Origin of the sequence: Clostridium beijerinckii, assembly GCF_008705175.1 — a bacterium.
In the GTDB taxonomy this organism is placed as follows: Bacteria; Bacillota; Clostridia; order Clostridiales; family Clostridiaceae; genus Clostridium; species Clostridium beijerinckii.
Genome location: NZ_CP043998.1, coordinates 5,383,813 through 5,397,710 on the forward strand (window position 1 = coordinate 5,383,813; position 13,898 = coordinate 5,397,710).

The 13,898-nt window shown below is 27.1% G+C and carries 10 protein-coding genes; 2 read left to right on the forward strand and 8 right to left on the reverse strand.

All coding sequences use genetic code 11. The annotated features are described in order from the left end of the window. Positions 1-123 precede the first annotated feature (123 nt). Positions 124-1,686 carry an alpha-glucoside-specific PTS transporter subunit IIBC gene (locus tag F3K33_RS23950; RefSeq protein WP_039770722.1) on the reverse strand — a complete coding sequence of 521 codons (1,563 nt, stop codon included), beginning with the start codon at positions 1,684-1,686 and terminating at the stop codon, positions 124-126. Between the two features lie 433 nt (positions 1,687-2,119). Between F3K33_RS23950 and F3K33_RS23955 the strand changes: the two genes are divergently transcribed. After that, complete coding sequence (locus F3K33_RS23955) at positions 2,120-2,596, forward strand: PTS sugar transporter subunit IIA (RefSeq protein WP_039770719.1); 477 nt, start codon at positions 2,120-2,122, stop codon at positions 2,594-2,596. Positions 2,597-3,050: 454 nt separating this feature from the next. Here the strand turns inward: F3K33_RS23955 and F3K33_RS23960 are convergent, their stop codons facing one another. The 7 genes from F3K33_RS23960 to F3K33_RS23990 form a co-directional block, all read right to left on the reverse strand. Continuing rightward, the gene (locus F3K33_RS23960) at positions 3,051-4,838 is read right to left on the reverse strand and encodes a tetratricopeptide repeat-containing glycosyltransferase family 2 protein (protein ID WP_039770716.1); all 1,788 of its coding nucleotides are present in this window, start codon (positions 4,836-4,838) and stop codon (positions 3,051-3,053) included. 55 nt (positions 4,839-4,893) lie between these two features. Then, positions 4,894-6,210: a nucleotide sugar dehydrogenase gene (locus F3K33_RS23965; protein ID WP_023976115.1), complete on the reverse strand. Its 1,317-nt coding sequence runs from the start codon at positions 6,208-6,210 to the stop codon at positions 4,894-4,896. A gap of 201 nt (positions 6,211-6,411) precedes the next feature. Then, positions 6,412-7,329 (reverse strand): UDP-3-O-(3-hydroxymyristoyl)glucosamine N-acyltransferase, encoded by a 918-nt coding sequence (locus tag F3K33_RS23970; RefSeq protein WP_051144797.1) that lies wholly within the window; start codon positions 7,327-7,329, stop codon positions 6,412-6,414. Beyond that, positions 7,313-8,092 (reverse strand): polysaccharide deacetylase family protein, encoded by a 780-nt coding sequence (locus tag F3K33_RS23975; RefSeq protein ID WP_023976118.1) that lies wholly within the window; start codon positions 8,090-8,092, stop codon positions 7,313-7,315. Before F3K33_RS23975 ends, F3K33_RS23970 begins: the two co-directional genes overlap by 17 nt. 93 nt (positions 8,093-8,185) lie before the next feature. Beyond that, the gene (locus F3K33_RS23980) at positions 8,186-9,019 is read right to left on the reverse strand and encodes an NAD-dependent epimerase/dehydratase family protein (RefSeq protein WP_023976119.1); all 834 of its coding nucleotides are present in this window, start codon (positions 9,017-9,019) and stop codon (positions 8,186-8,188) included. Between the two features lie 17 nt (positions 9,020-9,036). Then, positions 9,037-9,996 carry an NAD-dependent epimerase/dehydratase family protein gene (locus F3K33_RS23985; protein WP_023976120.1) on the reverse strand — a complete coding sequence of 320 codons (960 nt, stop codon included), beginning with the start codon at positions 9,994-9,996 and terminating at the stop codon, positions 9,037-9,039. Positions 9,997-10,063: 67 nt separating this feature from the next. After that, complete coding sequence (locus F3K33_RS23990; protein WP_243141287.1) at positions 10,064-13,162, reverse strand: glycosyltransferase; 3,099 nt, start codon at positions 13,160-13,162, stop codon at positions 10,064-10,066. Between the two features lie 364 nt (positions 13,163-13,526). Here F3K33_RS23990 and F3K33_RS23995 point away from each other — a divergent pair, with 364 nt between their 5' ends. Next, the gene (locus F3K33_RS23995; RefSeq protein ID WP_023974294.1) at positions 13,527-13,811 is read left to right on the forward strand and encodes a hypothetical protein; all 285 of its coding nucleotides are present in this window, start codon (positions 13,527-13,529) and stop codon (positions 13,809-13,811) included. Positions 13,812-13,898 lie beyond the last annotated feature (87 nt).

Genomic DNA, 13,898 nt, shown 5'->3' on the forward strand with positions numbered 1-13,898 from the left:
TTTATTCCGTTTAGTTTTAAGACATTCTTTAACCAAGAATTATATGCTTTTAATGTTTAATCAATAAAAATAAAAGTGAAATTATATACCATACATTTTTAAGCTTAACTTCTCCAACTATCTTTACAGTAACGCTTCAAAGTCTTCCCTTACTCGCGCAACTTTCAATCCAACAATAACTTGATAGGATTTTCCATTTACAGAGCATCCATGAGCTCCAATAGATTTAAAATAAGGATCATCCTTACAAAGAGCTGGATCATTTACATTTACTCTTAAACGAGTTGCACAATTTGTAACATCAACAATGTTATCTCTTCCGCCTAATCCAACTAAGATATTTTCTGCAAATACTGCCTTACTACTATCTTTTGAATCACTTTTTTTCTCTCTATACTCTGCTTTTGAATGAAATTTTATATCTTCTTCTTCATCTTCCCTACCAGGAGTTTTAAAGTTAAATTTCAAAATTAAGGTCCTAAATACTATGAACCAAATTCCTGTAAAACAAAGTCCTATAGCAAACTGGAGTAAATATTGGACCCAATGATTTCCCATTAGAGGAATCCAATTTAAAGAAGCCATTTCAATAGCTCCACCAGAGAATATTCCTACAATCCCCACAAGATACATAGTTGTTGAAATTGTTGCTGCAAGTAGTGCATGTACTACAAATAGCACTGGTGAAATAAATAAAAATGTAAATTCAATTGGTTCTGTTACACCACACAAAATTGCAGTTAATGTAATAGGTATTAGTAACGCCAATACCTTTTTTCTCTTTTCAGGTTTTGCTGTTGCATAAAATGCTAATGCAATACCTGGACATCCAAAAATTTTAGAGTATCCTGTAGCTGTAAATCCCGCTTCTGGTAATAACGATTTCAAAGAGGCTTTAGAAGCTGCTATTTCTGGTAACTTTGTTGCCCAATAAGAATAAAGCCCTCCTGGTACTACAACATTATCATAATAAAACGGAGAATACAGTATATGATGTAATCCAAATGGAATTAAAGCACGTTCTAAGAAAATGAACACCCATACACCTAATGCCCCTGCACCTTTTACAAAGCCTTGAAAACTATGCATTCCAAGTTGAATTTTAGGCCATATAAATGCTGCAAGAACTGCTACTGGAATCATAACAAAGAATCCAATCATAAATACAAATGTAGATCCGCTAAACGTTCCCAACCATTCTGGTAATTCAGTATCAAAAAAACGGTTATGTAAATAAATTACAAGTCCTGAAATGAGTAATGCGCCAATCATTCCCATGTCCAATGTTTTAATATTGGCTATCATGGTAAGACCGCTAGTTCCTCCTACTTGAGCAAAGAAATCAACTCCAAAAAATTCGCCCCATTGTGAAATGATAGTACTTAGAAAATAATGAAATGTTAAATATAATACGAATGCCTCCATACAACATCTTGCATTTTGCTTTTTTGCCATTCCGATTGGAAGTCCTACTACAAATAATAATGGTAATTGATTAAATACAGTCCAGCCACCCTGTAAAACTACATTCCAGCATTTAAACCACAAGTTACTTGGATCTGCTAATCCTCCCATAATTGTCTGTGTAGTAAATAATGTTCCTATACCAATTATAATACCTGCAAATGAAAAAAGTAGAACAGGTGTAAACATCGCTCCACCGAATTTTTGAATTTTCTGCATCATTTTTTCTTCATCCTTTCTCTGTTTTCTACAATTTCATGTTAACATTATCATTTTTCATTATCAATATTCTGTAGTACTTTAGGAATTAAACTAATCTTTATGAAATTTTTCACTTTTTACGTGAATTTTCACACTATTATGTAATACTATTGCTTTTAAATAAAATATAAGTAAAATTAACCTATATTATACTTAATACACCTTAGTTGAATCTTGTGATTTTATTTTACGCATTCTACTTAAGAATACACATATCAATAAGAAAGTTGACTAGTATAATTCATTGTAATTATGTTAACGTTATATAATAATTAGAATACACGAAAGAGAGGTGAATGACTTTTTGAAGATTATCGTTTAGAAATATTTTCTCCTTATATATCCTAATAAAGTAGAATATATCTAAAAATATCTTTAATATAGTCATATATTTATGTTTAATTTTTTTAAGAAACCATTAACTATAATTGCTCCTATTTCAGGAAGAACTATAGATCTAAGCGAAGTTCCTGATCCAGTATTTGCAGAAAAAATGGCAGGTGATGGAATTGCAATTAACTCTACTGGCGATATAGTTGTCGCACCTTGTGATGGTACTATATCATTAATAATGGATAGTGGACACGCTTTTGCAATAACCACTAGTAATGGAATTGAATTATTAGTCCATGTAGGCTTAGAAACTGTTTCATTAAATGGTGAAGGATTTGAAGTTCTAAAATCTGTTAATACTAAAGTAACTGCTGGTACACCTATTTTAAAAATAGATAGAAAACTTATAGAATCCAAAGGATTATCACTGATAACTCCAGTTATAATAGTAAATCATGACAAATTAAAATCATTAAGTCCCATTATTGGCAAACAAGTTTCTGGTGGCAAAGATGTTGTATTAAAATGCAGCTTATAACTATAAGTTATGTGTTAACTTATCGAAAGTACGGATTCTTTATTGATATAAAATAATTAAGTCATTCCTTTGTAATATAATAATTCAACAAAACATAAATATCACATAAAGAATGACAATTCACCATTATTATCTAATAAATACAATAAATTTTTTAAAAATTTCTATAGATAAACAATTAATTAGACTTCTAATTAGAATGTGTTTCCATACTAGAAATTACATACATTTCGTGAAACAATCATTGAATCTAAACTGTGAGAGTTCCTAATACAAGGTTATGCGTTTTTTGCTTGTCCTAATTTTATGTTAGAATTATTCAAAAATTGGCACAACCTTGCACATGAGACCTTTTATTAAAAATTTCATAGCCCTTATGGAACAAATATTTATTGAATTTCGGTTAACCATCCCATAAGTATGATCTATGGTTTGAATACCTCTATTAACTAATTTAGTATTTTAATATATCTAATCCTTCTGCATCATATATATCTACTTCTTTTATTGATCTTAATATTTCTTTCTTCGCAAGATCAACATACCCATGTTTATAATATAATTTTCCAAGATAAAGTAATGCATATTTAGTGTTTACTAAATTCAGCAAATTAACTGCTACTGTTAATTCATCAAATTTATTATTTATAAGCAATATTTCTATAACTTCTAAAATTATATTCATATATTCTTTATCATTTTCATCCTCTGCCAACATACTTGTTGATTTTTGGGTTACTAATTTTATTAATTCAGAATATACTCCTAAATACTTTTTATCATAATTAGATAAATTCTTTGCGTTAAAACTATTTACTATAAATAACGCATCCTCATATCTATTTAGTAATACGAAACTTAAAACTTTATACATAGACAAAATTACATAATTTGAGCTTTTTTTATCATTATAATTTATACTAGTACATTCTTTAAAATCTCCAGTTCTTATAAGACATCTTGATTTTAACATGATTGTATTTTCAGTAACATTTACTGATTCTTCATATTCTTTTATATATTCTAATGCTATGTTGTAATATCCAATATGATAAAATAAATCAGCAATAGTTCCATAATGAACCTTTTTGTCTTCTGGAAAAAACTCTTCCATTATTCTTTTCATCTCTTCCAGTGATACATTTTGTGCTTTTAATACATCTGCTATATCATATAAAGGCTCAATATAATCAGGTTTTGATTTCAACGCATCAACATAATAATTATAAGCAGTATAATAATCCTTATATTTCATATAAGCCTTCCCCAACTCATAATAAGCTCTATAACTCCATGTTCCAAATATAAATTTAAATTCAGAAGGCGGTTCACCAAGTTCAATACATTTTTTCAATGCCTTTATTTGAAGAGTAGGTCTATCGATCTCTTTCCAAACAATCGATTCATAAAAATAATAATCTGTACATTTGGGATAATTTGAATTCCCTATACTTATAAACTTTAAAGCTTCATCATATTTTTTTAATATTAAATTAGAGACAATTATTCGTAATATCAATAAGGAACCAAAACCTATATTGGGAGTAAAATTTTCATAGGCTTTATAGTAGCATTCCAACGCTTTATTCGTATCATCTTCTGCCCCATATTCATTTCCTAAATTAAAATAAGCAAATTTATTATTAGGATCTTTTTTAATTTGCTCATTCAAAATAGGTATATTTCTATTTCTTTTATCTTTAGAAATGATTCTTTTATCAAGGTATCCATAATGATATATTTTTACATCATTGCAAACAGCATTATAATCTCCATCTACCCTAATTAATTGATTATGAACTTCCCCTTCATAATGAATACCACGATAATTTTTAAATAACCGTGGATTTAAATTTACAGCAATATTACCATTTTCTATCACACTTCCATAGTAACTTAATGTTTCAAAATGATAAATTGCTTTTTCATCTAATTCCATATCTAGTAATACTTTAAAGGCTTCTCTTCCCTCTAAACTCAACTCATCATCTGCATCTAATATGAATATCCAATCTTTTGTGGCATATTTTAAAGATTCATTTCTGGCTTCACTAAAATTATTATTCCATTTAAAGTAATAAATCTTCGCACCATAATTTTGGGCAATTTCTACTGTTTTATCTGTAGAACCTGTATCAACTACTATTATTTCATCAACAATATCTTTAATACTTTTAAGACATTTAGGTAAATATTCTTCTTCATCTTTTACAATCATACACAAACTTACTTGATTCTTCATGCAATCCTCCTATCTTATGGAATATATTCTTAATGCGATAGATATTTTTAGTATCTTATAGCAATTCAATATTATCTTTATTTTGAACATTTTTAGTTGCATTTCTTGTATCAAATATGAATATAGAATTTTCTTGAATAAAACTATAATTATATTTTTTATGGGCAGTAGTTATAATAACTAAATCTGCATTCCTTAATACTTCTTGTGTCAATTTTATTCCATAATGCTCTTCGCCTTTATACATATAAGATGATATATATGGATCATAAAATTTTACTTCTGAACCTTGTTTTTGAAAATTTTCTATTATCTTAAGCGCTGGACTTTCTCTATAATCGCCTATATCACTTTTATAGGCGATTCCTAATATCAAGATATTTGCCTTATTTAAAGCTTTATTGAATTTATTCAATATAGTAGCAGACCTTTGCACTATATATTGAGGCATAAAATTATTGATTTCTCCTGAGGTTTCTATAAGTCTTGTGTGATAATCGTATTCTCGAGCTTTCCATGTTAAATAATAAGGGTCCAATGGTATGCAATGCCCGCCAAGCCCAGGACCTGGATAAAATGCTTGAAACCCATAAGGCTTAGTTTTTGCTGCTTCTATAACCTCCCAAATATTTATATTCATCTTATTACATATAACTGCCATTTCATTAATTAATCCAATATTTATATTTCTATAAGTATTTTCAAGAATTTTCTCCATTTCAGCTACTCTTGGCGTAGATACTTCAAAAATTTCGCTGTTTAAAACTTTTCTATATAATGCTGCTGCTATTTCCGTGCTATCTCTTCCTACTCCTCCGACTACCTTTGCTGTATTAGCAGTATGATATATTGAATTTCCCGGATCCACCCTTTCAGGTGAAAATGCTAAGTAAAAATCTTTTTCACACTTTAAACCAGACATCTTCTCTAATGTAGGTAATACTAATTCTTCAGTAGTTCCTGGGTAGGTTGTACTTTCTAGAATTACGAGCATCCCTTCATGCAAGTACTTTCCAACTGATTCTGTAGATTCTTTAACATAGCTTATGTCAGGTTGTTGATATTTATCTAATGGAGTAGGAACACAAATTAATATTACATCTGTGTCTTTCAAAAACTTAATTTCATTACTCGCTTTTAATCTTCTATTTTCAATTACAAACTTTAGTTCTTCATTTACAACATCACTTATATAATTTTCACAATTATTAATCATGTTAACTTTCTTCTGTTGAATATCAAATCCCAATACTCTATATCCACTTTTTGCAAATTCAACTGCTAAAGGTAAGCCTACATAGCCTAATCCAACAATCCCTACAGTTGCTGTTTTATTATTAATCTTATAAATCAAGTTATCCTTATCTAACATCAAATTCTCCCCTAGTTAGTCATTTTTTTCAGTTAAGACAAATGGATTTGTTATTTATTTGAATATGCCTAAGTTCAATAATATAATATGTATTTCTTATTAATTAGTTCTTTGATTTTGCAGTATATTTAAAAAATAAGAATGGGATAACATATACCAAAGAAAAGTATATGTTATCCCATTCTTATTCTTTATTATTATTTAACTGTTATTATATAGTTTAGCTGGATTTCCAGCAACCACAACATTGCTATCAATATTATTAACTACTACAGCACCAATCCCAACAAGAGTATTATCTCCTACAGTAGTACCATCTCTAATACATGAGTTAGGAGCAATCCAACTATTTGCCCCTATGTGAACACTCCCACTAATCTCCGCATTAGCAATAATCAAAGTTCCTCTATCTATAAAACAATTATGTGCAATAAAAACGCAATCATCTATCTTCACATATTCTTCAATAACTGTTGGCTCAATAGTACCTTGGCAGATGCAACTTAAAGCTCCTACCTCAACGTTATTACATATCTTTACTCCACCTAGATGAGGAATTTTATATGTTGTTCCATCTTCGTCTCGCTCTACTCCAAATCCATCATCTCCAATAACAGCATTTTCTTTAATTATGCAATTATTACCAATAATTACATTTCTCCTTATTTTAGCTCCTGTTTTTATAATGCAGTTATCTCCTATTTTTACATCATTATCAATAAAAACCAAAGGTTCAATTACCGTATTTTTACCAATAATAGAACTTTCACCTTTATAATATCCATCTATTAATATATGTTTTCTATTATCTTTAGGTTGTAATTTTAATATAAAATCTAATACTTTAGCATATTCTTCTCTCGGTCTATCAACATATAGTAAATAACTTGAATCACTTGAAAAATAAGAATCCTTTGTATTTAATATAATCAAACTATTTTTAACTTTTTTTAACTTTTTTATACTTTCTTCATTTAGCGCATTTCCAAAAATTAAAGTATTATCTTTAGGATCCTTTAATGTCGATACTGAATAAATGACAGTTTCATTAATGTTTTGCTTTCCATACTCTATAATATTTTTTAATAGCTTGCAATTAAACTCAAATTTTTTCTTCATGCTTATTGTTCTCCTTAATATAATCTTTAAAGCAACTTAGCAGAGTATTTTCTTTAATTTCATTTTTGTAAGTCTTATTAATACAAGTATAATATCTGTCAAAATTGTTAATCTTAAGCTCTATAATCTTATTGAAACTTTCCACATACGTTTCTTCATTTTCAGAAAAATGTATAGGATGAAATAATACTTGAAGTAGATTATTTTCTCCCTTTTTTATAAATTCAAATACATTCTTTCCCCTAAAGTCCTTGCAAGAATCTGATAAATATAGTTCTGGATTAAAAAATTCCTTTGAATAAGTATTCTTATATTCTTTAAATATAGGATATTTATTATGAATTGATGGATTGTGCAAACTAATTGAAGAAACTTTTTCTCCTATAATATCTTCTATAATAGAACATTCTTTTTTCATTTGCTTTTCTAACTGACTTAAACTCATATAGTCATATATTGACGGGTCAAAATGAAGTCCTATTTCGAATCCATTTAAGAACATTCTCCTTACAAGCATTTTATTTTTATATGACAAAATATTATATAAATCTGAAGTAACTAATATAAAATACGTAGAAGTAACATTCATGTCATTTTCTATAGTAGACAATGCATATGCTTTTTCAATATCTATATCAACATCATGTCTTAATATATATCCATTTTTTATGGAATTATTTATTGATTTAAAGTTATATATTTCTTTTATTGCTTTCATTTTATTTAAAATTATTTTATAATTGCTATAACTAAAAAAATCCATTTGAATCACCACTTTTATAAAAACTTTAATTTAAAACATTATATGTTTATTAATATAAATTCTTTTCAGTACAATCTAAATACTTTAACTTAATTACATTCCATCTAATAATTTCGCCTTTATAGAATAATGCAAATCATCCATTATTCTCTTATTATTTCCTAATAGATTCTTACATTTTTTATCATTAAATTCATACTGTACATTTTTAATTACAAACTTATCACTTATTTTTTGGCATAGTTCCTTTATAGAGACAATCTCATTTCCACAGGCATTAAATATTCCTTCAAGTCTTTTGTCAACTATTCCACTTATAATATTACATAAATCCATAATATTAATTGGATTTATAAGTGGCTTCCCTTCATTATTTAAAATCACCTTTTCCCCTTTTAATATGCTATTAATAAGATTTGGAATTAATCTTCCTCTTTGATCTTTTCCATACGGAAAAAATACTCTTATAATAGCAATCTTCATTCTATCCATATATTCCATGCAGATTTTTTCCGAAAAATATTTAGATAAACTATACATACCATGCGGGTCACATTTATCACTTTCTTTAGACGGATTATCATTAAATCCATATACTCCGCCTGTTGAAATATAAATAAATTGCTTTATGCCTACCTTTCTCCCATATTCTAAAAGCTCTAATGTAGCTCCTACATTAACATCAATATATTCTCTAACATTTGCATTACAATCTCCCACAATAGCTGCACAATGAATTATAGTATCTACATCCAATGGTAATTTTATATTTTGCATATCATCCCTTAAATCCCAATATATATTTTTACAGAATTTATTTTTGTTTCTTCCCAAATTGTATGAAACATATTCCTTCTTCTTAAAAGCATTTATTAAATTGCTTCCTACAAATCCTGTACCGCCTGTGATAATTATATTTCTATTCATATATAAACTCCTATAGCTTATTTAATTTTTTCTCTATACCACTCTATTGTTTTCTCTAAACCTTCATCCAAATCATATCTTGGATTGAATCTTAAAATTTTTTTTGCTTTTTCTATATTAGGAATCCTAAGTTCAACATCTACATAGTTTTTAGGTACATATACAATTTCAGAATCTGAATTTGCTATTGTTTTTATTAATCTAGCAAGCATTGATATAGTTATTGTTCCTCTTGGATTACCAATATTAAATGAATGACCTATTGCCTTTTGATTGTTTAAGCATAACATTACTCCATTTATAAAATCATCTATAAAGCACCAAGATCGTATTTGATCACCATCTCCATGAATTTGTATCTGTTCATTTTTGATGGCTCTTACAACAAATTGATGAATCGCGCCTTCACCAACCTGACCATCTCCATATATATTAAAAGGTCTTATTGTTACTATTGGAAGTCCATACTCCTTATAAAAACTATACGCTAAATGTTCTCCTGCAAGTTTTGATACCGAGTAAGTCCATCTTGCTTCTCCCACAGGAGCTAAATTGGATGTATGTGCTTCATCAACTTTGTATGCATAAGATCCAAATATCTCCGAAGTTGAAAAATCTATAAATCTTTCTATTTTTTGATCTTTTAATGCTTCAAGAATATTATAAGTTCCAATCATATTAACCTTCATAGTACTCACTGGATTTTTTATAACAGTATCTATTCCTGCAATTGCAGCTAAATGAATTACTATGTTAGGTTTAAATTCATCTATAGTATGCTTTAAAAAATTAAAATTTAGAATATCTCCTTTAACTAATTTTATATTATCTTTATTTAATAAATTTGTATTTTTAATCGAGTTTCTCTTCAAATTATCATATATTAACAATTCATTATTACTACTAAGCCTTTCGCACAACTTGGTACCTATGAAACCCGCACCACCTGTTAATAAAACTTTTTTATTACTAATCATATATACTTTACTCCTTATAAATTCAAATGTAAGAATAAAATTACAGATTATTATTAAACATAGCTTGCTATAAAATTAATTGTAAAATTTTTTCTAAACGGTCAAATAAACTGTATTTATTCTCATAAGTTTTTACTAATGAGTTATACGCTTTTTCATACCTTTCTAGTGGTTTATTCAAATAATATTTAAACATTTCTGCATATTCATATTCATCATTAGCTATAGCTATATCATCTTTTGTATATAATTCATATATTAATTTAGGATTGTCTACTATCTGAAATCCCCCACACGCTCCAATAATAAATGTTCTTTCATTAACTTCATTTTTCATTTTCTTTTGTATGTCTAAATGATAATTTAAATTTATCTTAGACCTGTTATAGAAAAACTTTGAATTATCAGGATTTAATTCTACATTAATATTTCCCCATCCTGAACCTCTTAATATTCCATTTTTATATTTATTTAAAATAGGTATAAGATATTTTTCCGTCTCTTTGTATTTTAAATAACTATTCGTACCAACAAAAAAGTAATCATAGATTTTTTTAGTATTTTCAGGATAATAAATTAATGGATTAAAACCAAATGGAACACTTTCTATATTAATGTTACTACTCGTCAAATTCTTAAAATAGCTAATATATGTTTCTTCATGAAATGGTGATATTAAGAACTTATAATTAAAATCTTTACATTTTTGTATATTGATCAAATCTAAATCATCATTATCTTGTTTTGATGCTATTCCAATTTTATTTTTTATACGTTCTATAGATTTATTTGCAAATGAATTATCAATATATATTTTATCCGCCAAATTAATGTAAATATCGTAGTCTTCATAATTTAACTTCTGATTTACTTCATAAATTACATCAGCTTTAATTCCCATATAATTCAAAACTTGTTTCCACGATAGAAAACTATACTTCCAAAAACCATTTATTACAGAATAAATTAATATTTTTTTATCATGTCTCTTATATTTATTCTTATATTTTTCTAATAAGCTTCCCCGTAATTCTTCTCCCTTATCAATTATTTGTACTTGTTGCATGTATTCTTTATCATTTTTATTAACTTTTATATCTAATTTATAAGGCTTTATCTCATTTAAAATTTTATTGATTTCATTACAGTATAAATCACCATAAGTTAAACTTTTTTTCATGTATTTTTCTATAATATTAATAAGTGGTTGTAAGTAAACTTTTATTTGCTCTATATCAAAATCTAAATTACATTTCCAGGGCATACCATTACCACTTAAATACATTATATATGTGTTATAATAATTTACTCCTATAAGATAATTTTTTGTACTTTCCTTGTTTTTTTCATTCAAATTACTCCAATCTACATTTATCAAATATTTTGTTTCACTAAAGTTCTCTACTATATATTCCATAACAGATATAATTGATTTAATTCTATTTTCTAAATCATATGTCATATTGTTGTTATGGTGTCTATATGATACAGCATCATAATTAATATATTTTATTTTCCAGCCATACTTTAAATACGCAAGAGTATTTAAAGTATCTCCTGCTACTTTATTATTTTTATCTTCAAATAAAGTTATTTTATTTCTATCAAAAAATTCTTTTTTATATAAACCAACACTAAATGGAACTACTCCTGAACCTTTGCGATTAAAAGTTTCAGATATTATTTCATCATCTGTATAGTTTCTATATGTCCACCTAATATTTTCTGTATTATTATCATTATAAACACTAATATTACCAAAAACATAATCTATACTAGAATCTAATAGCAACTCGCTAACATACATTTTTATTACATTTGAATCTGATAAAAAATCATCAGATGACAAAAACATAAAATATTTTCCTCTTGCATATTTTATTATTTCTTCTATACCTCTATACGCATTTCCACTATTACTTGCATGATATATTGCATTAATATTTTCATATTTATTTTCATATGATTTTATTTTCTCAACAGAATCATCACTCGAGCTGTCATCAGTTATAATTATTTCAATATTCTTGTAGTTTTGCTTCAATACTGATTCTATAGATTTATCTAAAAATTCCGAATAATTATAATTTATAATCCCAACAGTAACTAATGGCTCATCCAATAATTTAAATTTCTCTTTTTCTAAATTTATTTTGGTAATCACCAACCTAATTTTAGTTATTTGTTGTTCTAATAAATAATTATCTTCTATAAATTTTCTATATTCAATAGATTTATATTCATCACTACAAATCATATTTACAGCATCTTTGATTGTATTCCAAAGATACTCTTTACCATAAATTTTCTTTGCTCCAACAAAATTGTGTATTATCGGCTTTATCCCCTTGCACATCGCCTGCATAACACTCATATTTTGTGATTCAAGAACACTTGTACATAAAATATAATTTTTATCTTCAAGCCATTTATCTAGATCATTCTGCCAGCCTTCATATATAACATTATTCTCTAATCCTAATTCTCTAACCATTTGATTATAGTAAAGTACATCTCTATTATCTTGAAAAACTCCTGCAATATATAATTTATATCTATTATCCTCATCATAAATAGCCTTAAATGTATGCAATAAAAGCATAGGACCTTTCTTATAATTAATATATCCTACATAAGCTATATTAAATCCATTTTCTCGCTCTTTATATGTCCATTTTTTTTCATCTATTCCATTTGGGATAACACTAATTATTTTTTCATCTATGTTAAAATTTTCAACAATAAAATCTTTTATATGTGCTCCTACTACTATTAGCTTGTCTATACTGTTCCAAGTCACATTATTAATATAATCTGTAAATGCTTCATAACTATGAAGTCTACATATAACTTTCTTTTCTCTAGCTAACTCTAATTTACTTCCATATGCTATTAATTCATCACACCATTCAAACCAGCAAATATCTGCCCATTGCATACCATCTTCAATTTGCTTATATTCTGTTGCTATAATTTTTTTTATCTCATATTCTTGTGACAGACCCTCAATAATATCGCCTAAAAAACTATCTAATCCTAGCCTTACAAAAAACACCAATTTCATCTTATCTTTTACGACACATGAAATATTTTCTTTTAAATTTTCAGTATCATTAATTAATTCATCTTTTGATTGCATTACAATATTAGCCAAGTTGTCTTTCATTAAACCACTCCAAAATTCTGATTATAATATTCTACTCTCTGCTGATTTAAATTATGATTTATTATTTCTTATTATTGGCTTTTTTTGAATCTTACTTCTAAATGAGTTTAATGTTAGCGTATTCAGAAAAATAATAGTCAATTTATCTGACGAAAAATATCCATAACAAATTGGACTTGTTATTTATTTTTACGCTCCTTAACTTAATACAAATTGATCAATAGAATTCTTTTAATCATAAATTTAAGATAATTTACTTTCCCCACTAAATTATGTATTACTGTATCACAATTAAAAAACAATAATATAATATACTATAAATATACAAAAAATCTAAGGAATCAATTAAAGGAGATGTTATTTAATGGCAAGTTTTGATACACCTCAAAACAGCACTATTCAAACAATTTATGCTACAGGAACCATCCCTGCACACAATGATGCAGGTTTTATTGAAATCCAAGCCGTTGCTTCTCGTAATGGTGGTCATGAAACTTTTTATAAAACATTTCAAGTTGCTGCTAGTGCTACAAGAGCTACTGCTCAAGTATGGGCTGGTGCTGGTAACTATCAGATAATTATTACTCCTAAATTATTTGGTACTCAATCAGTTAGTTCAACAACTGTTATAAACAGCTTTAAGCATTAATAAGAACTATAATATAAATTTCATGGAGTCTAATATCCGACTCCATGTTTTTAATATGTCTATATAATTTTTATAAAAAATCCACTT

Coding starts and splice junctions, on each gene's coding strand:
- F3K33_RS23990 (WP_243141287.1), bottom strand. CDS start 13,162: ATGAAAGACAACTTGGCTAATATTGTAATGCAATCAAAAGATGAATTA.
- F3K33_RS23955 (WP_039770719.1), top strand. CDS start 2,120: ATGTTTAATTTTTTTAAGAAACCATTAACTATAATTGCTCCTATTTCA.
- F3K33_RS23950 (WP_039770722.1), bottom strand. CDS start 1,686: ATGATGCAGAAAATTCAAAAATTCGGTGGAGCGATGTTTACACCTGTT.
- F3K33_RS23960 (WP_039770716.1), bottom strand. CDS start 4,838: ATGAAGAATCAAGTAAGTTTGTGTATGATTGTAAAAGATGAAGAAGAA.
- F3K33_RS23965 (WP_023976115.1), bottom strand. CDS start 6,210: ATGTTAGATAAGGATAACTTGATTTATAAGATTAATAATAAAACAGCA.
- F3K33_RS23995 (WP_023974294.1), top strand. CDS start 13,527: ATGGCAAGTTTTGATACACCTCAAAACAGCACTATTCAAACAATTTAT.
- F3K33_RS23980 (WP_023976119.1), bottom strand. CDS start 9,019: ATGAATAGAAATATAATTATCACAGGCGGTACAGGATTTGTAGGAAGC.
- F3K33_RS23970 (WP_051144797.1), bottom strand. CDS start 7,329: ATGAAGAAAAAATTTGAGTTTAATTGCAAGCTATTAAAAAATATTATA.
- F3K33_RS23985 (WP_023976120.1), bottom strand. CDS start 9,996: ATGATTAGTAATAAAAAAGTTTTATTAACAGGTGGTGCGGGTTTCATA.
- F3K33_RS23975 (WP_023976118.1), bottom strand. CDS start 8,092: ATGGATTTTTTTAGTTATAGCAATTATAAAATAATTTTAAATAAAATG.